Source organism: Pseudomonas sp. Pse35, from assembly GCF_024519715.1.
In the GTDB taxonomy this organism is placed as follows: Bacteria; Pseudomonadota; Gammaproteobacteria; order Pseudomonadales; family Pseudomonadaceae; genus Aquipseudomonas; species Aquipseudomonas paracarnis.
On record NZ_JALJRP010000008.1, the window covers coordinates 81728 to 106642 of the forward strand.

General features: G+C 60.1%; 24 protein-coding genes. 18 read left to right on the forward strand and 6 right to left on the reverse strand.

Annotated elements, in window-relative coordinates; all coding sequences use genetic code 11:
- Window positions 1–121 precede the first annotated feature (121 nt).
- From glgX to OC445_RS27030, 8 genes are all read left to right on the forward strand, one after another.
- The gene (gene glgX, locus OC445_RS09795) at window positions 122–2281 is read left to right on the forward strand and encodes a glycogen debranching protein GlgX (RefSeq protein ID WP_054897376.1); all 2160 of its coding nucleotides are present in this window, start codon (window positions 122–124) and stop codon (window positions 2279–2281) included.
- Between the two features lies 1 nt (window position 2282).
- A complete protein-coding gene (locus OC445_RS09800) occupies window positions 2283–3281 on the forward strand; it encodes an acyl-CoA dehydrogenase family protein (protein WP_054897375.1) in 999 nt (332 codons plus the stop codon).
- Complete coding sequence (locus OC445_RS09805) at window positions 3278–4036, forward strand: PIG-L deacetylase family protein (RefSeq protein ID WP_262020131.1); 759 nt, start codon at window positions 3278–3280, stop codon at window positions 4034–4036. Before OC445_RS09800 ends, OC445_RS09805 begins: the two co-directional genes overlap by 4 nt.
- Window positions 4033–4632: an SAM-dependent methyltransferase gene (locus tag OC445_RS09810; protein ID WP_057975792.1), complete on the forward strand. Its 600-nt coding sequence runs from the start codon at window positions 4033–4035 to the stop codon at window positions 4630–4632. Before OC445_RS09805 ends, OC445_RS09810 begins: the two co-directional genes overlap by 4 nt.
- Complete coding sequence (locus tag OC445_RS09815) at window positions 4629–5288, forward strand: glycosyltransferase (RefSeq protein WP_054897372.1); 660 nt, start codon at window positions 4629–4631, stop codon at window positions 5286–5288. Before OC445_RS09810 ends, OC445_RS09815 begins: the two co-directional genes overlap by 4 nt.
- A 288-nt stretch (window positions 5289–5576) precedes the next feature.
- Window positions 5577–6338: a PIG-L deacetylase family protein gene (locus OC445_RS09820; RefSeq protein ID WP_057975790.1), complete on the forward strand. Its 762-nt coding sequence runs from the start codon at window positions 5577–5579 to the stop codon at window positions 6336–6338.
- A gap of 212 nt (window positions 6339–6550) precedes the next feature.
- On the forward strand, window positions 6551–8704 hold the full coding sequence (locus OC445_RS09825; RefSeq protein WP_262020132.1) for a TonB-dependent siderophore receptor: 2154 nt from the start codon (window positions 6551–6553) through the stop codon (window positions 8702–8704).
- 184 nt (window positions 8705–8888) lie between these two features.
- Window positions 8889–10376 carry a methyl-accepting chemotaxis protein gene (locus tag OC445_RS27030; protein WP_280089522.1) on the forward strand — a complete coding sequence of 496 codons (1488 nt, stop codon included), beginning with the start codon at window positions 8889–8891 and terminating at the stop codon, window positions 10374–10376.
- A 57-nt stretch (window positions 10377–10433) separates the two neighbouring features.
- On the opposite strand, the gene OC445_RS09835 is transcribed toward OC445_RS27030, so the two are convergent.
- Complete coding sequence (locus OC445_RS09835; protein WP_054919234.1) at window positions 10434–11339, reverse strand: LysR family transcriptional regulator; 906 nt, start codon at window positions 11337–11339, stop codon at window positions 10434–10436.
- 68 nt (window positions 11340–11407) lie between these two features.
- Window positions 11408–12181 carry an SDR family oxidoreductase gene (locus OC445_RS09840; protein WP_262020133.1) on the reverse strand — a complete coding sequence of 258 codons (774 nt, stop codon included), beginning with the start codon at window positions 12179–12181 and terminating at the stop codon, window positions 11408–11410.
- 184 nt (window positions 12182–12365) lie between these two features.
- Here OC445_RS09840 and OC445_RS09845 point away from each other — a divergent pair, with 184 nt between their 5' ends.
- On the forward strand, window positions 12366–12722 hold the full coding sequence (locus OC445_RS09845; protein ID WP_197900192.1) for a VOC family protein: 357 nt from the start codon (window positions 12366–12368) through the stop codon (window positions 12720–12722).
- A gap of 78 nt (window positions 12723–12800) precedes the next feature.
- Here OC445_RS09845 and OC445_RS09850 read toward each other — a convergent pair whose 3' ends face one another.
- Window positions 12801–13322, reverse strand: coding sequence for a DUF2867 domain-containing protein (locus tag OC445_RS09850; RefSeq protein ID WP_052199971.1), 522 nt, complete (start codon window positions 13320–13322; stop codon window positions 12801–12803).
- 65 nt (window positions 13323–13387) lie between these two features.
- Between OC445_RS09850 and OC445_RS09855 the strand changes: the two genes are divergently transcribed.
- Together OC445_RS09855 and OC445_RS09860 are read left to right on the forward strand one after the other, a co-directional pair.
- Window positions 13388–13636, forward strand: a complete 249-nt coding sequence (locus OC445_RS09855) for a DUF6429 family protein (protein ID WP_003191615.1) — start codon at window positions 13388–13390, stop codon at window positions 13634–13636.
- 76 nt (window positions 13637–13712) lie between these two features.
- Complete coding sequence (locus OC445_RS09860) at window positions 13713–14333, forward strand: LysE family translocator (RefSeq protein WP_259038300.1); 621 nt, start codon at window positions 13713–13715, stop codon at window positions 14331–14333.
- 222 nt (window positions 14334–14555) lie between these two features.
- Here the strand turns inward: OC445_RS09860 and OC445_RS09865 are convergent, their stop codons facing one another.
- Together OC445_RS09865 and OC445_RS09875 are read right to left on the reverse strand one after the other, a co-directional pair.
- Window positions 14556–15071 carry a GNAT family N-acetyltransferase gene (locus OC445_RS09865; RefSeq protein ID WP_262020134.1) on the reverse strand — a complete coding sequence of 172 codons (516 nt, stop codon included), beginning with the start codon at window positions 15069–15071 and terminating at the stop codon, window positions 14556–14558.
- Window positions 15072–15335: 264 nt separating this feature from the next.
- Window positions 15336–16550 carry an aldose 1-epimerase family protein gene (locus OC445_RS09875; RefSeq protein ID WP_054919244.1) on the reverse strand — a complete coding sequence of 405 codons (1215 nt, stop codon included), beginning with the start codon at window positions 16548–16550 and terminating at the stop codon, window positions 15336–15338.
- Window positions 16551–17031: 481 nt separating this feature from the next.
- On the opposite strand from OC445_RS09875, the gene OC445_RS09880 reads away from it, so the two are divergent.
- The 3 genes from OC445_RS09880 to OC445_RS09890 are packed head-to-tail and all read left to right on the forward strand — an operon-like array spanning window position 17032 to window position 18849.
- Window positions 17032–17301 (forward strand): hypothetical protein, encoded by a 270-nt coding sequence (locus OC445_RS09880; RefSeq protein WP_072446388.1) that lies wholly within the window; start codon window positions 17032–17034, stop codon window positions 17299–17301.
- A gap of 10 nt (window positions 17302–17311) precedes the next feature.
- Window positions 17312–17896, forward strand: a complete 585-nt coding sequence (locus tag OC445_RS09885) for a hypothetical protein (RefSeq protein WP_198791763.1) — start codon at window positions 17312–17314, stop codon at window positions 17894–17896.
- The gene (locus tag OC445_RS09890) at window positions 17893–18849 is read left to right on the forward strand and encodes a DUF6895 family protein (protein WP_072446384.1); all 957 of its coding nucleotides are present in this window, start codon (window positions 17893–17895) and stop codon (window positions 18847–18849) included. Before OC445_RS09885 ends, OC445_RS09890 begins: the two co-directional genes overlap by 4 nt.
- 89 nt (window positions 18850–18938) lie before the next feature.
- On the opposite strand, the gene OC445_RS09895 is transcribed toward OC445_RS09890, so the two are convergent.
- On the reverse strand, window positions 18939–19832 hold the full coding sequence (locus OC445_RS09895) for a LysR family transcriptional regulator (RefSeq protein ID WP_038450309.1): 894 nt from the start codon (window positions 19830–19832) through the stop codon (window positions 18939–18941).
- A 94-nt stretch (window positions 19833–19926) separates the two neighbouring features.
- Between OC445_RS09895 and OC445_RS09900 the strand changes: the two genes are divergently transcribed.
- The 4 genes from OC445_RS09900 to OC445_RS09915 all read left to right on the forward strand — a co-directional run bounded on the left by OC445_RS09900 (window position 19927) and on the right by OC445_RS09915 (window position 24819).
- Window positions 19927–21111, forward strand: a complete 1185-nt coding sequence (locus OC445_RS09900) for an MFS transporter (protein WP_198791721.1) — start codon at window positions 19927–19929, stop codon at window positions 21109–21111.
- A gap of 58 nt (window positions 21112–21169) precedes the next feature.
- Window positions 21170–21652 (forward strand): VOC family protein, encoded by a 483-nt coding sequence (locus OC445_RS09905; protein ID WP_089041791.1) that lies wholly within the window; start codon window positions 21170–21172, stop codon window positions 21650–21652.
- Window positions 21653–22279: 627 nt separating this feature from the next.
- Window positions 22280–23656: a cystathionine beta-synthase gene (locus OC445_RS09910; protein WP_262020135.1), complete on the forward strand. Its 1377-nt coding sequence runs from the start codon at window positions 22280–22282 to the stop codon at window positions 23654–23656.
- The gene (locus tag OC445_RS09915) at window positions 23653–24819 is read left to right on the forward strand and encodes a cystathionine gamma-synthase (RefSeq protein WP_262020136.1); all 1167 of its coding nucleotides are present in this window, start codon (window positions 23653–23655) and stop codon (window positions 24817–24819) included. Before OC445_RS09910 ends, OC445_RS09915 begins: the two co-directional genes overlap by 4 nt.
- The last annotated feature ends 96 nt before the right edge of the window (window positions 24820–24915 follow it).

The window sequence follows — 24915 nt, forward strand, 5'->3', positions numbered from 1 at the left end:
TTTCTCGGGCCTGCAGCACGCATTGCGCGCTGCAGGCCCTTTTCCGTCCAAGCCATGCGCTGAAGCACCGTCAGTACGGCGGCCTTCGGCCCGAAAAAAGACCTTTTGCAGGAGCAACTCGATGAGCAAACCCGACAACACCACAGCGACGCCGGTTCATGAGCCGTCGCGGATCCGTGAAGGTTTGCCCTTCCCCCTCGGCGCCACCTGGGATGGCCTGGGTGTTAATTTTGCGCTGTTTTCCGCCAACGCCACCAAGGTGGAGCTGTGCCTGTTTGACGATACCGGCGAGGTCGAACTGGAGCGCATCGAACTGCCCGAATACACCGACGAGATCTTCCACGGCTACCTGCCCGATGCTCACCCCGGGCTGATTTACGGCTACCGCGTATACGGTGCCTATGACCCGGCCAACGGTCATCGTTTCAACCACAACAAGCTGCTGATCGACCCCTACGCCAAGCAACTGGTGGGCGAACTCAAATGGTCCGAAGCGCTGTTTGGCTACACCATCGGCCACCCGGACGACGACCTCAGTTTCGATGAACGCGACAGTGCGCCCTTCGTGCCCAAGTGCAAGGTCATCGACCCGGCGCACACCTGGGGCAACGACCAACCGGTACGGGTGCCGTGGGACCGCACGATCATCTACGAAACCCACCTGCGCGGCATCAGCATGCGCCATCCTTCGGTTGGCGAGTCGGTGCGGGGCACCTGCGCCGGTCTGATGGAAGATGACGTGCTCAAGCATATTCGCCAACTGGGCATTTCCTCGGTCGAGCTGTTGCCCGTGCACGCCTTCGTCAACGACCAGCATCTGCTGGAAAAAGGCATGACCAACTACTGGGGCTACAACAGCATTGCGTTCTTTGCCCCCGACCCACGCTACCTGGCCAGCGGCAAGATCGCCGAATTCAAGGAAATGGTCGCGCACCTGCATGAGCAAAAGCTGGAAGTGATTCTGGACGTGGTCTACAACCACACCGCCGAAGGCAACGAGCGCGGCCCGACCCTGTCCATGCGTGGCATCGACAACGCCTCCTACTACCGGCTGATGCCCGACGACAAGCGTTTCTACATCAACGATTCCGGCACCGGCAACACCCTGGATCTGAGCCACCCGTGCGTGCTGCAAATGGTCACCGATTCCCTGCGCTACTGGGCCACCGAGATGCATGTGGACGGCTTCCGCTTCGACCTGGCGACCATCCTCGGGCGCTACCGCGACGGGTTCGATGAGCGCCACAGTTTCCTCGTGGCGTGCCGCCAGGACCCGGTGCTGCGCCAGTTGAAACTCATCGCCGAACCCTGGGACTGCGGCCCCGGTGGCTACCAGGTGGGCAACTTCCCACCAGGCTGGGTGGAATGGAACGACCGCTTCCGCGACACCGTGCGTGCGTTCTGGAAAGGCGACGACGGCCAACTCGCAGACTTCGCCGGGCGCATGACCGCCTCGGGCGAGATGTTCAATCACCGCGGGCGCAGGCCGTACAGCTCGGTGAACTTCATCACCGCCCACGACGGCTTCACCCTGCACGACCTGGTGTCGTACAACGACAAACACAACGAAGCCAACGACGAGAACAACCAGGACGGCAGCAATAACAACCTGTCCTGGAACCACGGCGTCGAAGGCCCTACCGACGACCCGGAGATCAACGCGCTGCGCCTGCGCCAGATGCGCAACTTCTTCGCCACTTTGCTGCTGGCCCAGGGCACTCCAATGATCGTCGCCGGGGACGAGTTCGCTCGCACTCAGCACGGCAACAACAACGCCTATTGCCAGGACAGCGAGATCGGCTGGGTCAACTGGGATCTGGACGATGACGGCAAGGCGCTGCTCAAGTTCGTCAAGCGCCTGATCAAGCTGCGTCTGGCGTACCCGATCCTGCGGCGTGGGCGCTTCCTGGTGGGCGACTACAACGAAGACATCGGCGTGAAGGACGTCACCTGGCTCGCGCCGGATGGCAACGAAATGACTACCGAGCAATGGGAAGACAGCCAGGGCCGCTGCCTGGGCATGTTGATGGATGGCCGCGCCCAGGAAACCGGGATTCGTCGTGCCGGGGCCGACGCCACGTTGCTGCTGGTGGTCAACGCCCATCACGACCTGGTCAATTTCCGCCTGCCGCCGGTGCCGGAGGGCGAGTTCTGGACGTGCCTGCTCGACACCAACGACCCGGCTGTGCGTGGCCAGGAACGCTTTGATTTCGAGCATGAGTACGCGGTCACCGCTCGCTCGCTGCTGCTGTTTGAACTGCAGCACGAAGGCGAGGTGTGAAATGGCGTTGCACGGTTTCCTTCAGGGCTACCGGGGCTATGCCGACACGCAAGCCCTGGGTAATGCCCTGAGGGCCCTTCAGGAAGAAGGCCTTGATCAACTGCCGTTACCGGGCAGCGGCCAGACTCTGTCCCGCTTGAGCCAATTGGCCCAGGTGGCCGGGCATGACCTGCGTCTGTGCAAGTTGTTCGAAGGCCATACCGATGCCCTGGCGATCATTGCCGAACTCGACAGCCCCTTGCCGCCGCTGGGCAGCACCTGGGGCATGTGGGCGGCCGAGCCGCCGACGGCCAAGGTGCGTGTGCGTCGCGACGGCCAGCGGCTGCTCGTCGAGGGGCGCAAGGCCTGGTGTTCCGGTGCGGCGGTGGTCAGCCATGGTTTGCTGACGGCCTGGGACGAAGAGGACCGCCAGCAATTGGTGGCCGTGGCGATGGATCAACCGGGCATCACGGTGACGGATGAGGGTTGGAAGGCGGTGGGCATGGCGGCGACCGGTAGCGTCGACATCCTGTTCAGCGCCGCCAGGGGAATTGCCGTGGGCGGCCCGGGCGACTATCTGTCCCGTCCGGGCTTCTGGCACGGTGGGATCGGCATTGCCGCGTGCTGGTACGGCGCGGCGCAACGCCTGGGTGAAGTACTGCGCGCCCAGTGCGCCACACGTGCAGAGCCCCATGCGCTGGCCCACCTCGGCGCGGTCGACAGCGCCCTGAACAGCGCCGCCTGCGTGTTGCGCGCCAGCGCCGCGCAGATCGACCGCGAGCCTCGCGCTGATGCGCGGCAACTGGCGCAACAGACGCGTGCGTGTATCGAGGACACAGTCGAGCAGGTGATCCAGCATGTGGGCCGCGCGGTCGGCGCCGGGCCGTATTGCAAGGATCCGCACTTTGCCCAGTTGATGGCCGATTTACCGGTGTATGTGCGGCAAAGTCATGCCGAACGCGACTTGGCCGCCCTCGGTGAACAGGTCGCCGGCGAGCCCACAGGGAGATGGGCGCTATGAGGCCCAATCCGATTGTTGGCCAGGGCACGCCGTTGAGTCACTGGCAAAACAGCGCACGATTGGCCGAATTGCAGCACATCAGTGTGGCGCAGTTGGTGCCGCCAGGGCATCGAGCGGTGATAGTCGCCCCGCATCCGGATGACGAGGTGCTGGGCAGTGGTGGCCTGCTGCAAGGGCTGGCTGCGCTGGATCGCCCTATCCAGTTGATCTCCGTCACCGATGGCAGCGCCAGCCACCCGGGCTCCCGGCGCTGGCCGGTGGAGCGTCTGAGTGTGGTGCGTCCGCAGGAATCGGCCCAGGCCTTGCACCGCCTTGGCTTGCCGCTGCACAGTTTGAAATGGCTGCGCGGCGGGTTTGCCGATAGCCATGTGGCCGAGCGCGAAGCCCAGCTCTGCGAATTTATCCAGCGCCACCTCAAGCCTAACGATGTGGTGTTCGCCACGTGGTGCGAGGATGGGCATTGCGACCATGAGGCCGTGGGCCGCGCCAGCGCCAGGGCAGCCAAGGCCGTCGGTGCAGTGCTGTGTGAACTACCGGTGTGGACTTGGCACTGGGCCACCGCCGAAGACCACAAGGTGCCCTGGCATCGGGCGCGCAAGATTCCGCTGACCGCTGAGCAAGTGGCACGCAAACGCCATGCGATCCACGCCTTCGCCAGCCAGTTGGAGGGCGACCCGCAAATCGGCCTGCCACCGGTGCTGGCGCCCTATGTGGTGGAGCGCTTGCTGCAACCTTTTGAGATGGTGTTCGTATGAGTGTGGCAACCCCCTACTTCGACCAGTTGTTTGCCGGCAATGACGACCCTTGGGCTTTTCGTCAGCGCTGGTACGAACAACGCAAGCGCGCCCTGACCTTGGCCGTGCTGACGCGGCCGCGCTATGCGTCGATATTCGAGCCGGGTTGTGCCAACGGCGAACTGAGTGCCGAGTTGGCCCCGCGTTGTGAACGCCTGCTGTGTTGCGACACTGCAACTGCGGCGGTACGGCTGGCACAAGCGCGGCTGGAGTGTTTTCCTCATGCCCGGGTGGAGCAGCGTCGCCTGCCGGAACAATGGCCCGGCGGGCAATTCGAGCTGATCTTATTGAGTGAGCTTTGTTATTACCTCGATGCAGGTGATTTTAATCGTCTGATCGATTGCGCACTCGCCGCCTTGACCGCTGACGGGCAAATCCTGGCCTGCCATTGGCGAGTGCCCATTGACGGTTGCCCGCAAACCGCCGAACAGGTGCACGCCGTGCTGCAACAGCGTCTGGGTGTAGCACCGTTGGTGCAGTACCAGGACCCGGATTTCCTGCTCGACCTGTGGAGCCTCGATGGCACCTCGGTCGCTCGCCATGAGGGTTTACGATGATCGGTATTCTGATCCCGGCACATAACGAAGAAGCCCTGTTGGATGATTGCCTGCGGGCTGCGCGGATCGCCGCCGACCACCCGGGCTTGCTGGGTGAAGCGGTACAGATTCTGGTAGTACTCGACAGTTGCAGCGATGCCAGCGCGGCGATTGCCCAGGCCCACCAGGTGCATTGCCTGCACGTGCAGGCGCGCAATGTCGGCCACGCCCGCGGCGTGGGTGCACGGTACTTGCTGGAGCAAGGCGCGCGGTGGATTTCCTGCACCGACGCCGACAGCCGTGTCGCCCCTGACTGGTTGGTGGCCCAACTGGCCCAAGGCTGCGACGCAGTGTGCGGCACAGTCACCGTGGACGCCTGGAGCGACGGCTTCGACCCGGCCGCGCAGATTCGTTATCAGCAGGCCTACCAGGCCCGCGATGGGCATCGGCATATTCATGGGGCCAACCTGGGCGTGAGTGCCCGCGCCTACGTAGAGGCCGGTGGGTTTGAACCACTGGAATGCCACGAGGATGTACAACTGGTACGTGAATTGGAGCGTTGCGGTGCCTCCATTGCCTGGAGCCATGCGCCGCAAGTGGTGACCAGTGCGCGACTGGATTGCCGGGCTGAGGGTGGGTTTGGTGATTACTTGAAGAGCTTGATGCGGGCTGGGTAAAAACAAAATCGCAGGCAAGCCAGCTCCCACAGGGATCCGCGCCAGGCGCAGATATTGTGGGCAACATAGCCCCCTGTGGGAGCTGGCTTGCCTGCGATGACGTCAGCCCAGCAAACATCGCATCAAAGTTGTGCAGATACCCATGCCTGTCTATGCTCCTAACGCCTTGCATGGCATTCCTTGATTGGCATGCTGCGCACTCACCCAGCGGAGCCTGCGGTGAAGACAAGAGCGTCGTCCCGTCAACGGAGCACGACCCGGTATCAACCGACAAGGATGTGACACCCCATGAAGCCTGCCTCCTTAAGCGAAGGCCGTCGCGGCCCCGTGCAAATCTGGAACAGTGCGCCGCAGTTGGCGCAAACCCCCATCATCTCCCTGAACACCCTGGTACCACCCGGTGCTCGCGTCGTGGTAATCGCACCTCATCCTGGCGATGAAGTGCTGGCGTGCGGCGGTTTGCTGCAACTGCTCAGCACCCGCGAGCATCCGCTGCAATTGATCTCCATCACCGATGGCAGCGCCAGCCATCCCGGCTCTCAGGTATGGCCGGCCAGCCGCTTGAGCGTGGTGCGCCCCCAGGAAAGCGCAGAGGCCCTGCGCCGATTGGGTATGCCCTTGCACAGCCTGAAATGGATTCGTGGCGGGTTTTGTGATGATGCACTGGCCGCCCGTGAACAGCCCATGAGCCAATTCATCGCGCGCTACCTGCAACCTGGCGACGTGGTGTTTACCACCTGGCGCAACGACGGCAATGACGACCATGACGCCGTCGGCCGCGCGAGTGCCAAGGCGTGCAGCCTGGTAGGTGCGCAACTGTATGAACTGCCGATCTGGGCCTGGCATTGGCCGGCCCGGGAAAGCGCGGTAATGCCCTGGCAACGTGCACGCAAGGTCCGCCTGGACACCTGGACCGTCGCGCGCAAGCTGCACGCCGCCCATGCCTACGCCAGCCAGTTGGTGGGTGACCCACAAATTGGCTTACCGCCGATGCTCGCGCAGATATTGCTGGAGCGCATGCGCGAGCCCTACGAAATTCTGTTCACCTGAACACCACCCTGTAGGAGCGAGCTTGCTCGCGAAAAACCTCTACGATAACGCGTGCGTCCTGGAGAAACGCGGCGCCCATGAGTCTTTCGCGAGCAAGCTCGCTCCTACAGATTTTGGACTTTTCCCTACAGACTCAATCTGTCAGACTGATGCGAATAATTATCAACAGATTTACTATTCGCCACGGAAGGCACTTGGGGAGCCCTACTTTCATGTCTGTGCAACAACGCGGCGGCAACGTTTTTACACCCCGTCTGATGGCAATCACTATCGCGCTAGCAACCTCCAATGCGGCCATTGCCGCCGACGCCGAAGCACCGGCCACCATCGAGCTGGGCGCTACCCAGGTCTCGGGCCAACAGCTTGGCGCAACCACCGAAGGCAGCGAGTCGTACACCACCGGCTCGATGAAGACCGCGACCAAACTGCCGCTGACCTTGCGCGAAACCCCGCAGGCCGTCACCGTGATCACGCGCCAGCGCATGGATGACCAGGCCATGACCAGCATCAACGACGTGGTCAACGCCACGCCGGGGCTGTTCCTCAATTACTCCAACGGCCCTGGGCGACAAGGCTTTACCGCACGCGGTTTCGATATCGACAACCTCATGTATGACGGTATCCCCAGCGGCTACAACGGTGCGTCGGTAGGCGCCCAGCCGAACCTGGCGATGTTCGACCGCGTCGAAGTGGTGCGCGGCGCTACCGGCCTGGTGACCGGCGCAGGCAACCCTTCGGCCGCCATCAACCTGATCCGCAAGCGGCCACTGGATGAGCAGAAAGTCACGCTCACCGGCGCCGTCGGCAGCTGGGACGACTACCGTGGCGAGCTCGACGCCTCCAGCCCACTCAATGACAGTGGCACCTGGCGCGGCCGCGTCGTCACCTCTTACCGCGATGCCAACAGTTTTATCGACAAGGCCGAGCAGGATCATGGCCTGTTCTATGCCGTCACCGAAGCCGACCTGAGCGAAGACACCACCCTGACCCTCGGTTACTCGAACCAGAAGGACAAGACCAACTACTTCTGGGGCGCTTCGATGGTCGGCCTGGATGGGCGCCACCTGGGCCTGTCGCGCTCCTATAACCCAGGCACCGATTGGGAGAACAAGGACCAGGAAATCAACACCGTGTTCGCTGAGCTGCGCCAGCGCCTGGCCAACGACTGGAGCCTGCAGGTCAACGCCAACTATGCCGAACAGAACGCCTTGTTCTCCGGCTCCTACCAATCGCGCTGGACCAACGACACCCTCGCCCGCACGGTGTACCAGGCCAGCTACGATGAAAACCAGGCCGGGCTCGACGCCTTTGCCAGCGGCCCGTTCGAGGCGTTCGGCCGTACCCATGAACTGGTGGTGGGCGCCAGCAAGCGCATCTACGACATGACCACCCACAACTACAGCCCCTACGACCTCAACTGGCCGATCAATGCGGGCAAGCCGAACTTCACCCGCACCAACAACGTTCGCGAAGTCACCACCCAGGACGGTTTCTACCTGACCAGCCGCCTGAGCCTGGCCGACCCGCTGAAGCTGATCCTCGGCGCTCGCCTGGACTGGTACGACTACGACAACCGTGATGCCGCCGGCGACTACAAGGTCACCCGCAACCTCACCCGCTACGCCGGCCTGATCTACGACCTGGACGACCAGCATTCGGTATACGTGAGCTACAGCGACATCTTCACGCCGCAAAAAGAAAAGAGCACAGCCGGCACCCCACTCAAGCCCATCGTCGGTAAAAATTATGAGGTTGGCGTCAAAGGCGAATATTTTGGTGGCGCGCTGAATGCCAGCGTGGCGCTGTTCCGCGTCGACCAGGAAAACCGCGCCGTGGCCGTGGTGGTGCCCAACTGCCCGCAGGCGTCCTGTGCAGAAGCCTCGGGCGAAATCCGCAGCCAGGGTATCGACTTCGAACTGCAAGGCGCCTTGACCGAAAACTGGCAGGTCGGCGGCGGCTATACCTATGCGCGCACCCACACCATCAAGGACGACGCCAACCCGCAGAAGGTCAACAAGCAGTTCGATACCGACATCCCGGAGCACCTGTTCAAAGTGACCACACGCTACAACTTCCAGGGCCCGCTGGAAAAACTCCGCGTCGGCGGCAATATCTCCTGGCAGAGCCGCATGTACAACGACATCAAGCTAGCGGATGGCAGCAACTACCGGCTCCAGCAAGGCGGCTACGCCGTCACCGACTTGATGGCGGGCTACCGGGTCAATCAGCACCTGGACTTGCAGCTCAATGCCAACAACATCTTCGATCGCCACTACTACCAGTCCATCTCCAACTCAGTGACTTATGGTGGCGACTCCTATGGCAGCCCCCGCAATATGATGCTGACCGCCAAGTACAGTTTCTGAGCCTGATGCCCACCTCGGCTGCCCGCTCGGGCAGCCGCTCTTAAAGTCCCACGCCCGCAGGCCGATAACGCGTGGGTAACCGGCAACAATCCTGAATATCTGCTTGACTCCACAGCGGCGCGCCTGTGTGGCACACCGCGTGCTTGCTTGACCTCGACGCCCCCCTCTCATGGAGTAAGAGTGAATGCCCGTCCGTTTTCAAGAGCACGACCGCAAGGCCGACCGCATCATGCTGGCATTGATCTGGCTGATGTTCCTGTTCTCCCTCGGCCTGGCGTTCTGGCACGACACCCTCATGCAGGCCGTGATCGTCGGTGGCGGCACCGGCGTGGTGCTCACGGCGCTGTATCGCGTCATCGGCGGCACCCGCGTGATGCGCTGTGCACTGGGCGCCGGCTTGATGGTGATGGCGGCGTTGCACATCAACCAGGCGCATGGGGTGATCGAATCCCACTTCGGCATTTTCGCGCTGTTGGCGGTGCTGACCTTCTACCGTGACTGGCTGCCGATTTTGGTGGCGGCACTGACCATCGCGGTGCATCACGTGGTGTTCCATGCCTTACAGCACCAGGGTTTTCCTGTATTTGTGATGGAGCATCACGGCGGCTGGACGATGGTGTTCGTCCACGCCTTCTATGTGGTGATGGAGACCGTCGCCCTGCTCTACCTGGCCGTCCATAGCCAGGCCGAAGCGGTGGAGAGCCAGGAAATGCTGGAGAAGATGCTCGCCGTTACCTCGCAGTTCACGGTGGAAACCGCCCAAGGTGAAGGCAAGGCCCACGTATCCCTCGCCAAGCGGTTCGACCACTTCCTGCAGCAACTCACCCACCTGATCGACGGCGTCGCCCGCGACTCCCATGGCTTGGGCCAGCTTGGCCAGGAACTGGCCAGCGCGAGCGGCACCCTGGAAAAAGGCGCACGGCATCAACTGGCGCAGATCGGCGAAATGACCGGTTCGATGCAGCGCATGGAAGACGCCATGGGCCACATTACGGTGCAGGTCGAACAGGCAGTGGAACATGCAGGCCAGGCCAGCCAGCAGATTGTGCGCGGCCAGGAAAGCGTCGGCCGCGCCCAACATGAAATCAGCCAATTGGCCTCGCGCATCAACGGCACGGAATCGACCGTGGAATCCCTGGCGGTGCAGGCAGAGCAAATCGGCTCGGTGCTGGAAGTGATCAGCAGCATCGCCAACCAGACCAACCTGCTGGCCCTCAACGCCGCCATCGAGGCCGCCCGCGCCGGCGAGCAAGGCCGTGGCTTTGCCGTGGTTGCCGATGAAGTGCGCAGCCTGGCCCAGCGCACCGCCCTCTCCACCCAGGAAATCAAGAGCATCATCGAGGGCCTGCAACACGGCAGCCGACAAGCCGTCGAAGCCATGCACGCCAGCCGCGAAGGCGTAGAGCGCTGCGTGGCAGACAGCCAAGTGGCCGTGGACATGCTACGGGCTGTGGGCGAGGACATCGCGCACATCGAACAACTCAACGGCCACATCGTCACCACCACCCGCGAGCAGACCTCGGCAAACCTGGAGATCGTCGAGCGCTTGCAGTCGGTACAGAGCATCGCCCAGAACACCGCCGACGACGTCGAGACGCTCGCCCGCAGCAGCGAACGCCTGCCACCGATCGCGGTGCGGCTGGATGCGTTGGGGCGCAGGTTTCATCCTTGAGCCCGACCCGGAACATGGCGAGTCAGAGAGAACAGGTGGGCATACCGCTGGAGTGCATCAAGGCTCCAGATGCGGAGCCATCAAGGCGGCAAACCAATCGATGAACGCGCCAAGGCGACGAGAGCGTTGGCGGCGAGTCGGGTACAGGACTGAAACGCACATGGGGGCCGGCCGATAGGCCGCCATCACCTCCACCAATTCGCCGCTGTCCAATAAATGCTGAACATCGAACAACGGCACCTGAATCAAACCGAGCCCTGCACAGCATCCTGCGATATAGCTTTCGGCATTATTGACCACCACACGGCTCGGCATCATGACAGCCTGCGCGGTGCCATCGACGCAATATTCCCAGGCCGTTTCCTGCCCGCCTGCGCTCGTGCTGTAGCCGATACAGACATGCCGGTTTTGCAGATCGCAAGGCTGTGTGGGCACCCCGAATTCCGCCAAGTATGCGGGGCTCGCGCAATTGACCAGCAACACCTTGCCCAACGGTTTCACCACCAGGCTGCTGTTCTGCGGGGTGCCAAAACGAATGACACAGTCAACGCCTTCCTGTACCAAATCAATGGCGCGATCGGTGGAGCCCAGGCCGAGTTGGAGCCCAGGGTAGCGGCGGAGAAACTCGGCCAACGCAGGCATCACCAGGCGCCGCGCTATGCGGCTGGGCACGTCCACTTCCAGACGGCCCATGACCTGTTCCTGATGGCTGTTAAACAGTTGGTCGATATCATCGATGTCCAGCAAGACCTGGCGCGCCTTCAGCAGTAACTGGGTGCCATCGGCGGTCAGGGAGACCTTGCGGGTTGTCCGGTGCAGCAGTCGAGTGCCGGCATTGGCCTCCAGCTGTTGAATGGCGGCCGACACGCTTGCGCGTGGCAGCCTCATCAGCCGTGCCGCTTGTATGAAACTGCCAAGCTCTGCGACCTGAACGAAGACGCGGTACTGTTCGATTCTATCCATGGGCTCTCAATGCTCGGGGGGCACGGATCGATCGGCGCTCACCACGTCTGCGCCTGTGCGTTGACCGTTTACTTGGTGGTGTAGCCGCCATTGATCAAAATTGTCTGGCCAGTCACCCACCAGCCGTCACTGACCAGGTTACGGATGAACGGGACCACATCCTCGATATCTGTCAGGCCCGTGCTCGAGAACGGCGACAGCGCGGCAGCCGTCTTGTGGTAACTGACCGCATCCTCACCTTCGGCCGGGTAGAAGAACGGCGTGTCCATCGGCCCCGGCCCTACTGCCGTGACCGAAATACCTCGAACGCCCAGCTCCTTCGCCGCCGCTCGCGTAAATTGCTCTACCGGCGCCTTGCTGCCGGCATATGCAGCGTAAAAGGGCGTGAAAGCGCCCAGCAGTGAAGTGACAATAGTGCAGATCTTGCCATTGTCATTGAGGTGCTTGCCGGCTTCCTTGATAAAAAAGAACGCAGTCTTGGAGTTGACGGCCATCATCTCGTCATACTCCGCCTCCGTGATTTCAGCCATTGGCTTTTTCAGCACCTTGCCCACGGTATTGATCGCGATGTCCGGCCTGCCGACTGCGGCGACGGCATCGTTGAAGAGTTTTTCCATCGCTCCCGCCGTGGTCAAGTCCGCCTGCAATGCCACAGCCTTCGCGCCTAGCGCCTCGATTGCGGCGACGGTTGCGTTCGCGTCAGCCTGGCTGGAAGCGCTGTTGTAGTGCACGACCACAGCCTTGGCGCCATGCTTGGCCAGATCGCGGGCGATCAACCCGCCGAGGTTCTTCGCACCACCCGCGATCAGTGCAACCTTGCCGTTGATTGAATGATTAGGCATGACAACATTCCTTTAATTGGGAGAAGTACGCCGCCATTCTAGAGTGGCCCTCGACAAAGATAAGCACACCTTGGCTGGATGCAGTGTTCAGAGATACTGGCTAATCACAAAGGCCCTATCGATGAATGAAAAGGATGTGAGGTACGCTACACTCCGGCCTTGCACACCGGCCAAGGAAGCCCCCATGAGTACTCGTGGCAGAGACCGACAGATCGACAATATCGAATTCAACGTAAGCGACATTGCCCGCAGCAAAACCTTCTACGGCGCTGCATTCGGCTGGACTTTCGTCGATTACGGCCCCACCTACAGCGAGTTCAGCGATGGCCGGCTCACGGGTGGTTTCACCACCGGCGAGCCTGTGCGACCGGGCGGCCCCTTGGTTATCGTGTACGCAGATGACTTGGACAGTGTGCAGCAGCGGCTTCAACAGCTGGGAGCGGTGATAACCCGCCAGACATTTTCGTTTCCCGGTGGCAGCCGGTTCCACTTTACCGACCTGGATGGGTATGAACTGGCGGTGTGGAGCGTTGCGCCGTGATCCAGCGCTTTCGCTGTATCGCTGAAGCTCGACATCTCCAACCGAGAACAGGTTGCGTTGTGTGAGCCTGTTCTGGGTTCAAAGCTGTTGCAGCTTGCGCTGCAAGCGGGTCATGTACCGATTGACGATCAGTTTGTGCGCCGGCCCCACCGGTAGCATGTAAAGGCGCCCGAAGGTGTTGTGGGTGATCACCGATGAAGTGATCGTCAGCACACGATCAGCAATTGAAAGGCAAATCATCACATCCAGGTGCCGGTCACGCTCAGTCAGCACCAGCCTATCCGGCGCGCAGTCCTCTACCAAGAAAAAATCAAGCCGCTCACCCGCTTGCACCGTCACGCGCCGATTGCCGGAGAACCCGCCGATGCGCTTTACGCCAAACCTTGAAGAAATCCCATCCCTGATCCGAAAGGCCAATCGCAACAGCGGCCCTGATTCGGCGGTCATGATGTTCCAGGCATCCAGCGCGCTGATCTCAGCCGACAATGGCACCGACCTGTAATCGTAATAATCGAGTTCGGACGGTGCACCCAATGTGTGACTTCCAGAGCGAGTCGCCAAGATTTTTCCGTCCATGACCAAAACAGGAATTGGCATCATAACGCTTCAAGCGAATGCTGCGCTAAGCTCGACAGGGGCTGTGTAACTCAAGCGGAGTACCCATTATGGAATACGACGAAAAACTGATTGAGGAAGCCGTACTTGCCCTGCTGACCACCTTCAGCTTTGATAACGGCAACTCATGGAAAGGCCACGACTTTCAAATAATGAACCGACTCCACGAGCAAGGTTTTATCAGTAATCCGGTGAACAAAAACAAATCCATTTGGTTGACGCAGGAAGGCTTGGAACGGGGCAGGCAAATTGCCGATCGGTTGTTTGGCGCGGCACCTGAAGCGCTCGCGGGGCCATAAGCCCAGCCACGGAGTGTTAAACCGCGCTTCATGCGTTTATCCTCAAGACTCCCCGACCTGCCAACCCGGAGCCGCCATGGACCTCGCCACCCTAGCCCTCTTCCTGCCCGCCTGCTTCGCCCTGAACATGGCCCCCGGCCCCAATAACCTGCTATCCGTGAGCAACGCTACCCGCTATGGCTACCGCACCTCCTGCCTCGCCGGTCTCGGCCGTCTGCTGGCCTTCGCCGGCATGATCGCCCTCGCGTCCGCTGGCTTGGCGGTGGTACTGCAAACCTCGGAGTTGTTGTTCTACGGGATCAAGATTCTCGGCGCGGCGTATCTGTTTTACCTGGCATATCAGCTATGGCGCGCAGACCCGCAGCAGCAGGTGGACACCGCGCCGAGCAAGGTAGGCCTGTGGGCCTTGGCGCGGCAGGAATTTCTGGTGGCCGCGGGCAACCCCAAAGCGATCCTGATTTTCACCGCCTTCCTCCCGCAATTCGTGGTGCCCGGCCAACCCATCACCGCGCAATTTGCCCTGCTGGGTGTGATGTTCCTGGCCTTGGAATGGGTGGCTATCAGCGCCTACGCCTATATGGGCCTGCATATGCGCCGCTGGTTTGCCGAGCCGAAGGGCAAGCGCCTGTTCAATCGCTGCTGCGCGGGTTTGTTGTCAGCGGCCGCGGCGGTGTTGTTGACTGCGCGTAAGGCATGAGTGAGGTGTGAATGCGCCTGTGAAGATAGCCGTCATCGGTATCCACCTACCTTCAGTACGAGGCTGCACCTGTGGCGAGGGAGCTTGCTCCCGTGACGACCTGGCAGCCGACGCTGACATAACTGATGCCCCGCGATCCAAAGTGGGAGCTGGCTTGCCTGCGATGACGGCCTGGCAGCCGACAACGATCCCACTGATGCCCAAGTTGCGTAAATACCTAGGCTATCTCAACGGCAAACCATACCTCACCTCCAGCAGCGCCACACCGCCCCTCTCAAGATGGCGCTCTGTCCCGGCCTCCTCGACGCACCCCGACCGGCGATAAAATCGAATCGCCCTTTCATTACCGGCCAAGACCCACAGCGTTAAACGCTCATAGCCTTGCGCCAACAGGTCCTGCAAGCCGGCATTCCACAAGGCCCGCCCGACGCCGGTGTGCCAATACTCGGCGAGTACGTAGATGGCCATGACCTCACCTGCAATGGCCTGCACGGCGTCTTCGTCACGGCTGGCGCCGACGGCTATCCAGCCAACCACCTGCTGGCCCACCTCGGCGACCCATACCGTTGACTCACCCGAGGCAATCGAGCGTACCCAATGGGCTTCGCGCCTAGCCAGCGTTGCTTGCAATCCGCTCAAGAACTGGGCAGGCATCAGGTCACGATAGGCGTCTTGCCAACTGCTGATATGCACCTGGGCAATGGCTTTTGCGTCGGTGGGTAATGCTCTGCGAATCATGGAGATGCTCCTGAAATACGGTTATTCCAGTATGCATGCCCGTCGATGACAGAAAGCCCTGCGCTGAACAGGGCCCAATATCAATGCCAACCCCTATGTAGGAGCGAGCTTGCTCGCGAAGAACTTCAACGATAACGCGGGCTTCCTGAGTGAACGCGGCGCCTGTGGTTTTTTCGCGAGCAAGCTCGCTCCTACAGTAGTTTGAGTACGCAGGCCCGGCGTCGATGAAGAACGCCGGGCCCCGCGTGAAGGCTCCAGCCAATGTCACCCCTTGGTCAGATCCACCAAAGGCGTCTGCCGCACCTCAGTCTCCCGCCCACCCTGAATCTCGCTGACCTGCTTCAAGGCCTTTTCAACAGCCGCCTTATCCGCCAACAAGCTGTAGCTGATCCGGAACTGCTTATGTTCCTTCGCCCCGATCGTAGGCACCAGGTTCAATGGCCGCTGATAACGACGGTTGTACGAAAAACTCGTCCCCGGCTCCAACCCCGTGACATAGCCCTGCCCTTGGGTATCAGTGTTCTTCCACAGGGAAAACACCGGCAGTGTCTGCGTATTGAAGCCAACCGAAACACCCAGGCTGCCGGCCTTGTTATGCAGCACGGTCAAGGTATCGCCCTTGGCATCGGCATACGGCACCACGTTGTAAACCGTTTCGTCATAGTCCTTGGTCGGTGCGCGATAGGTTTGCCAGTCGGCCAGTTCGCCCTTGGCCTTGTCGTTGAACGGCGACACCTGCTTCACCGGCGCAACGAAACGCGCGCCCTGCTCCAGGAACGGCGTGCTGAAGTTACTGTGATACAGCGCCTGGTATTCCTTCGGATAATCGCCATTGTTGGTGAGCGTGTCGTTGAGGGCGAACACCACACTGCCAGGCTCGGTGACCAGTTCGGTCGCAACAGAGAAATCGACCTTCTTGAACGCCTGCTCTTTCAGCTCGCCGCGCAGGGTGATGGCGTACGGCGGTTTTTCATCGATATGCAGGGTGACTTTATTCGCAGGGATATTGGCCGCCCGCCCGTGCAGGGTCAGCAACTCGCCGTTGTCGATGCCAGGATGCCCCACCCATTCGTAGCCGCAACGGGTAACCAGCTCATTGAAACCTTCCAACCATCCCAGACCACCGCGGCCATTGAGCTCGATGAAGGAAGGATTGACCACTTCCTTGACCGGCGAATCCCAGCCCATCCGCACATCGCCAACCGACGCCTGCAACACGTTCATGCCACGGGTCGGCACTACCGAGAGCTTCATCGTGCCGTTGTCGATATCCACGATGCTCACACCCTCCTGCCGACCGCCGTGCAAGGTGCGCAGGGTGACGCTGAAGGGCTTGTCGGTTTGGATGCCGAGTTGCTGGCTGGTGATTTGCCAGTTCTGGGCGGCTTTGTCGGTGTCGAGCAGCACGTAATCCCAGGCCATGGCGTGGGAGGCGGCAGAGAATGCGCTGAGGGCAACGAGGAGTTTTAGCGGGGTCATGGCGGTCGCCTTTATTGGAGTTGTTTGCGCTTTATAAACTCGATGAAACGTTTCAGCAAGCTTAAAAGACGCGACAGTGCGGGGAAAGGCCATGAAAAGGCGATGCGCTTGCGGGCAGGCTGGAACGAAAACGCGAGTGGGCGGTGTATGAGCTTTGGTCCATCCGTGCCGGTTACAACCTTGCGTTGACTCATTGGCTGCAAACGGCCAATTGCAGACCATAGATAACCTGCTAGGCTTCGGGATGTGGCCAAAAGCCATATCGCTTTTCCTATTTCTGGCGCGACACATGAGACAGAGCAGGGAGTGATGCACAGGCAAGGAGCACAATCAGACACAGCAGCGGAAAGCATTACACCACTTTTGCCGTCTATTTATAGTTAGAAACTCACATCTGAGCACGAAAGGAGCGCTGCGAACAAAATTCAAAAACAAGCCAAAGACGAACCAATCAACTGAAATCCAGCCAAAGGATCTCAAAATGAAATCGACGACCGTCTCAGCTACACCCAAAATCAGACTCACTGGAGACACAGGCACAGCGATTGAAGTGGATATTTCAAATCTAAATGCTACCCCTGATCAAAAGATAGCGCTTGAAAAGCTTCTGTCCTCTGGAGATTTAAACTCACTTGACCAATCTGAGCGAGATCTAATAAAGGATCTAAAGGCCTACGTTGGACTTGGAACAATAACGCCTCAATTCTTGGTTAGATTCGATACAACATGGGTAAAAATCGACGAAATTTAACGTAAGCGTGGTGAAATTGAACTATAAGATATTGTTATCAGGCATCGGGAGCATTCAAGCCTTTTTAAGAGCTGAATCAATTTCAGCCAAGGAAGCATTGAATGTTTCCCTTTTCTCCCTTGATATTCTTGCAGCATACAAACTCGAAGAGATAGTCGCCCCGAAGGAGATACTGTCATGCCTAGCCGATTATAGTGAAGTATTTTTAACAAATACACCGAGCGCAGATTTTATTAAGTCCGTCATAAAAAATTACCCACAAAAGCCCCCATCAATACAAAGAGATATAAGTGAATCCAATTGCACTGAAGAGCTATTCAAGTATGGAATAATTTTCAACGAAAACACCACGGATTCATTTGCAATCAAGCCGTGTGAAGAGTTGGTGCTCTCACTTTCTTCACGAGATTTATTCAAATCAATATTTTGGGTTCATGCTGCCTTATCCGCGAAACGCGAACTGAGTGAGACGGAAGCTCTCTCGATAAAGCAAGCAGTTAATTACATAAACATAACGGCCGAGTCAATGGCTGATGCAAAATTGAAGTGGTGGCTAAAAATGGCCAATCTAGTGCCGCATAGGGAGCGCATATGAACATTGAAAAAAATGTGGAGGCGGTGCTAAAGCTAATTAACTGGGTAGTAGCCAATCGAGATAATTTTTCCCACAAGTTAGGCAAAACAACTGATGAGCAGCTTATTCTGCTTAAGCCAATTGGTGAGCTCGCTCTTTGCTGCGACCTAATGATCCGAGGAAATTTGCATTCCGTAGCAGCGAGAGAGTTGCTAGAGTGGGCTTGGCTAGAGCTCGACTCTGGCGACTTCCTCAAGTTGGCGCTAATCAGTCGCCCAGGACTAATGATGATTAGCTCTCTTTACGCAACATTTTATCGAAACAACATAAAAAACGAATCCCTAGGGCGATTGATAAAAAACTTCTCAGAGTCAGAGTTCTCAAAATCCATTCAATACCCTTACTGGCGCCGCCTGGATCTAAATAGGGCATTGTGCGACCTGGAAGTGTTTGAAAGCTTAAACTACTCGCCTGATCTTACGTGGTCATATCATCGCCCAGAGCCATGGATCATCGAAAATGATTCAGCCTATGCGCTAACTCACGAAGTTTTCTACATAACAAACTTTGGCGCATCACCTGACTCTCTAACACCAGCAACCACCAGCTACATAAGAACCTGGCTGCCTGCCTGGAAGAGAATTTTTCTTGGTGACAACAACCTTGATATATTTACCGAACTGTTAATGGTTTCCCTATGCATAGGAAAGCCTTACAACGAGCTAGTTAGCTTCAAAATAATTGCTGAATCAATAAGCCCATCAGGGTTCTTGCCTGGCCCGGAAAATGGAGGCAAGAGCCTACTTTCCGGTATCAGGGATGAAGGTAGGTCAATTTTTCTTCAAAACTATCACACTACATTAGTTGGCATAATGGCGTTTAGTCTACTTGAGTCAGCATGCCCCACCAGAGAACTTCTAACCACCGGCTCAACGTGGTCGGATAACATGGGCGTTAGTAACCAAGAAGGTTAGCGGGTTCGAACGATCAATCACCCCAATCTAATGGTCCCTTTTGGCCGAAATCCGCCGGTCAGCCCCCTCCTCCCCAAAAATCCCTCCCCTCACCCCCCACACCTCTCCACCAAAAAATCCACAAACGCCCTAACCCGCGCCGGCATCGCCCCTCCCCCCACAAACACCGCATGAATCGGTTCCACATCCCCAGGATTAAATTCCTCCAACAACACCACCAACTCCCCCCGCCTCACCTCCTCCACCACACTAAACGCCCCAATTCTCGCCACCCCCGCCCCCAGCTTCGCCAACTGCGCCAATGCCTCGCCGCTATTTCCCTCAATCGTCCCCGCCACTTTCAGCGAAAACTCCCGCCCCTCCACCCGAAACGGCCAATCCGGGGCCGCTCTACGGAAGTTAAAGCGCAGGCAGTTGTGCTGCAGTAAATCCTGCGGCGTCACGGGGGTGCCATGCCGTGCCAGGTAGTCCGGTGAAGCAACGATAACCTGCCCGGTAGAGCCGATAAGGCGAGCAGTCAGGGGGCTGTCGGCGAGGGGGCCGAAGCGGATGGCGACGTCGGCCTGGCCGCCGAGGATGTCCACGACTTCGTCGCCGAGCATCAGGTCGACGACGATGGCGGGATAGCGGGCGCTGAAGGCGGCGATCAGGGGGACGATGGTCATGCGGCCGTGGGCTAGTGCGGCGCTGACGCGCAGGCGTCCGCGTGGGGCGCCCTGGTCGGTGATGGCGTCTTCGACTTCGGCCATGTCGGCGAGGATGCGCCGGGCGCCGCGCAGGTAGGCTTCGCCTTCGGCGGTGAAGGTGATGGCGCGGGTGGTGCGCAGTAGCAGACGGGTGCCGATGCGCTGTTCGGTGCGGGTAATGATGCGGCTGATGGCCGATGGGGTCAGCCCCAAGGCCCTGGCCGCGCCCGACAGGCTGCCGTGCTCGGCGACCATGGTGAACACTTCCATCTCTCCCGAACGCCCGCCGATGTCCATTTGTGCCTCCTGCGCAAAGCTGTAGTTCCCAACCAAGGGCTACTGCTGCAAAAGACAGGATTGTAGCATTTGGCTCACAGATGAGGAGTCACCCATGCGTATCAATCCCCCCCTTGTAGCATTGTCCGTCGGTGCCTTTGGCATCGGGGTCACAGAGTTTGCCCCTATGGGCATGTTGCCCGGTATCGCCGCTGATCTTAACGTCTCCATTCCCGCTGCGGGGCTGTTGGTAAGCGCCTACGCCATGGGCGTGCTGATTGGCGCGCCGATCATGACCCTGGCGACGGCCAGGGTGCCCCGCCGTTATCTGCTGATCGGGCTGATGGCGATTTTTACCCTGGGTAATTTGCTGTCGGCGTTGGCCAGCAACTACCAGACGCTGATGATCGCCAGGCTGGTGACGTCGCTCAATCACGGAGCGTTCTTTGGAATTGGCTCGATCGTGGCCGCAAGCCTGGTGGCGCCCGAGAAACGCGCGGGCGCTGTGGCGGCGATGTTCATGGGGCTGACCCTCGCAACCATTGGCGGCGTGCCTCTGGCGACCTGGTTTGGCGAGAACTTTGGTTGGCGCACCGCGTTCTGGGGCATCAGCGGGCTTGGCGCGGTGGTCATGGCTGCGCTGTGGTGGGCCTTGCCCAATACTCCCGCGCCCAAGGGTGGCGGCCTGATGGCGGAAATCCGTGTGCTGGGGCGCGGGCCGGTGCTGGCCGCGCTGGCCCTGACCGTGGTGGGCTCGAGTGCGATGTTTACGGTATTCACCTACATCGCGCCGATTCTGCGCGATGTCACCCATGCCTCGACCAACTTCGTCACTGGAATGCTGGTGCTGTTCGGAATCGGGCTCACCCTGGGCAATGTGTGGGGTGGCAAGTCAGCGGACCGCTCAGTGGACCGCACTTTGATCATCTCGCTGGTGGTGTTGATTGCCGTGCTGTTGGCCTTTTCGGTGCTCATGCAGTGGCCGTTGCCCGCTGCGCTGTCGATCCTGCTGTGGGGCGCTGCCAGCTTTGCCCTGGTGCCGCCGCTGCAGATGCGGGTGATGGAGGCCGCCAAAGACGCGCCTAACCTGGCTTCGGCGATGAACATCGGTGCGTTCAATTTTGGCAATGCGATTGGTGCGGCATTGGGTGGCGCGGTGATCAATGCCGGGCTGGGCTACCCGGCCATATCCCTGGCAGGCGCACTGATGGCGGGCCTGGGCTTGCTGATGGTATTGGGGCTGAGCTGGCGTTCGCGGCGGGCCGACTCACGCGCTGGCCGGGAGGCGGTGCAAGCCTGAGTAGCGTGCAGGTTGTTCGTCTAGACTTCATGCACCTTTCAACCCGAGGAGCCTTGCGATGAACAACAAGAATACAATCTGCCTCTGGTACAACGGCGATGCCCTGGAGGCAGCGACCTTCTACGCGCAGACCTTCCCCGACAGCGAAGTAAAGGCCGTACACCGTGCGCCTGGCGACTACCCATCCGGCAAGCAGGGTGATGAGTTGACGGTGGAATTCACCGTACTGGGTATCCCCTGCGTGGGCCTCAATGGCGGCCCCCTGTTCAAGCACAGTGAGGCGTTTTCCTTTCAGGTGTCTACCGAGGATCAGGAGGAAACCGACCGTTTATGGCATGCCATCATCGACAACGGTGGGCAGGCGAGCGCTTGCGGTTGGTGCAAGGACAAGTGGGGGCTGTCGTGGCAGATCTCGCCGCGGGTGTTGGTCGATGCAGTTACCAGTAAAGATCCTGCCGTCGCCAAGCGTGCATTCGAAGCGATGATGACCATGACCAAAATCGACATCGCTGCCATCGAAGCCGCCATTGCCGGAAACTGAACGGTGGGAGCGCTCGAGCCTTGGCGAGGCCGCGATGGCGGTGGGTCAGCCAGCGTAACAGCAGACAGCAACCACGATGCGAAGCGAGTCGCTCTTGATCTTAGGCGCCCCGTTAAACCGCGCTGGCGGATTACGGGCACACCGAGCCTAGGCGAGGTGCCGAGTGGTGGGGCAAGAGCGTTTTGCTTACTTTGGCCTGGGCCGGCATCCCGGCTTTTGCAAAGTGAGCCGCCGTCAGGGCGGAACCATCGGTGGCCGTTACCTTAATAATGGATATGTACTCGGTCAGATCCAATATCCCGGTCGGCTGGCAGACCGCCTTCGCAGGCAAGCCAGCTCCCACATTTGAATCGCGGCGCGTTAGTTAGATCGACGCCGGCTGTCAGGCCGTCACGGGAGCAAGCTCCCTCGCCACAGGTTCAGCGTCGCACCAAATTTGTGTAGATACCTATGACCATCGCAGGCAAGCCAGCTCCTACATCTGGATTGCGCGCCCTCCCCCATGCGGCAAAAAAAGTCATACAACGGACGCCCGGTTGCGACACCGTCAATACCGGCCTATGTTCCAAGCCATGCTGTTTTTTTGCTGTCCCCCGCCCTGCGCCCATCCCGTAACCAGGAGACGACATGCCCACCCCTTCACGCCCTGCTGTACTTGAGCTGATCGGCAACACCCCGCTGGTCAAGGTCAGCCGCTTCGATACCGGCCCCTGCACGCTGTTTCTCAAGCTTGAATCGCAAAATCCCGGCGGTTCCATCAAGGACCGCATCGGCCTGGCGATGATCGACGCCGCTGAACGCGACGGTCGTTTGCGCCCTGGCGGTACCATCATTGAAGCCACCGCCGGCAATACCGGCCTGGGCCTGGCGCTGGTGGGCCGGGCCAAGGGTTACCGGGTGGTGTTGGTGGTGCCCGACAAGATGTCCACGGAAAAGGTGCTGCACCTGAAGGCCATGGGCGCCGAGGTGCATATCACCCGCTCCGATGTGGGCAAGGGCCATCCCGAGTATTACCAGGACGTGGCGGCACGCTTGGCCAAAGATATTCCAGGCTCGTTCTTCGCCGACCAGTTCAATAACCCGGCCAACCCCTTTGCCCACGAGACCAGCACCGCGCCGGAGATCTGGGCGCAGACCCAGCACGACGTAGACGCCATTGTGGTGGGCGTCGGCTCGGCCGGCACGCTCACCGGTTTGACGCGGTTCTTCAAGCGCGTGCAACCCGAACTGGCCATGGTGCTGGCCGACCCGGTCGGTTCGGTGATGGCCGAATACAGCCGCAGCGGCAAGCTGGAAACCCCTGGTTCCTGGGCCGTGGAAGGTATCGGCGAAGACTTCATCCCTTCGATTGCCGATCTGTCCAGCGTGCGCCACGCCTACTCCATCAGCGATGCCGACAGCTTCGACCACGCCCGCCAATTGCTCAAGGCCGAAGGCATCCTCGGCGGCTCATCCACCGGCACCCTGCTCGCCGCTGCCTTGCGCTACTGCCGCGAGCAAACCGAGCCCAAGCGCGTGGTGACCTTTGTTTGCGACACCGGTACGCGCTACCTGTCGAAGGTTTACAACGACCAGTGGATGAACGACGCGGGCCTGTTGCAGTACAAGCACTACGGCGACCTGCGCGACCTGATCGCGCGCCGCTTCGAAGACGGCCGCGTGATCAGCGTAAGCCCCGACGACACCCTGCTCACCGCCTTCCAGCGCATGCGCCTGGCGGACGTGTCGCAACTGCCGGTGCTGGTCGATGGCCAGACCCTGGTGGGCGTGATCGACGAGTCCGACATCCTGCTGGGCCTGCACCACGACGCCGCAGACTTTTCCATGACCGTCGCCAGCGCCATGACCAACACCCTGCACACCCTGGCCCCCAGCGCCAGCCTGGCCGAACTGCAGGCTGAGCTGGATCGCGGCCTGGTCGCCATTATTGCCGACGCCGCAGGCTTTCATGGCCTGATCACCCGCGTCGACCTGCTTAACCACCTACGGAGGTCCCTTGCATGAGCCAGCCCGATAAAAGCGCGTTTGCCACCCGTGTGATCCACGCCGGGCAGTCACCCGACCCGACCACGGGCGCGCTGATGCCGCCGATCTACGCCAACTCCACCTACCTGCAAGACAGCCCCGGCGTGCACAAGGGTTTTGACTATGGCCGCTCCCATAACCCCACGCGTTTCGCCCTGGAACGCTGCGTGGCCGACCTTGAAGGCGGCAGCCAGGCATTTGCATTTGCCTCGGGGCTGGCGGCGATCTCCACCGTGCTGGAACTGCTGGATGCCGGCGCGCATATCGTCTCGGGCAACGACCTGTACGGCGGCACTTTCCGCCTGTTCGACAAGGTGCGCCAGCGCAGTGCCGGGCACCGTTTCAGCTATGTCGACCTCAGCGACTTGTCGGCGTTTGAAGCGTCATTGCAGGACGACACGCGCATGGTCTGGGTCGAAACCCCAAGCAACCCGCTGCTGAGCCTGACCGACCTGCACGCCGTGGCCCGCATCTGCCGTGCCCGCGGGATTATCTGCGTGGCCGACAATACCTTTGCCAGCCCCTGGATCCAGCGCCCGCTGGAGTTGGGCTTCGACATCGTGGTGCACTCCACCACCAAATACCTCAATGGGCATTCTGATGTGATCGGTGGTATCGCTGTTGTCGGTGATAACGCTGAATTGGCCGAACGCCTGGGCTTCCTGCAAAACTCCATCGGCGCCATCGCTGGGCCGTTCGATGCCTTCCTGACCCTGCGCGGGGTAAAAACCCTGGCGCTGCGCATGGAGCGCCATTGCAGCAATGCCCTGGACCTGGCCACCTGGCTGGAGCAACAGCCGCAAGTGTCACGGGTTCACTACCCGGGCCTCAAATCCCACCCACAGCACGACCTGGCGAAACAGCAGATGCGCGGCTTTGGCGGGATGATTTCAGTGGACTTGAACAGCGACTTGGCCGGCGCGACGCGCTTTCTGGAAAACGTGAAGATCTTCGCCCTGGCCGAGAGCCTGGGGGGCGTGGAAAGCCTGATCGAGCACCCGGCGATCATGACCCATGCCAGCATCCCGGCGGCGACGCGAGCGCAATTGGGGATTGGCGATGGGCTGGTGCGCTTGTCGGTGGGGGTTGAAGATGTGGAGGATTTGCGCGCCGATCTGGCGCAAGCCTTGGCCCACATCTAACTCAATTTGATCGTTCCCACGCTCCGCGTGGGAACGCATCCGGTGACGCTCTGCGTCACGCTTGGGGACGCAGAGCGTCCCTGACTGCATTCCCAC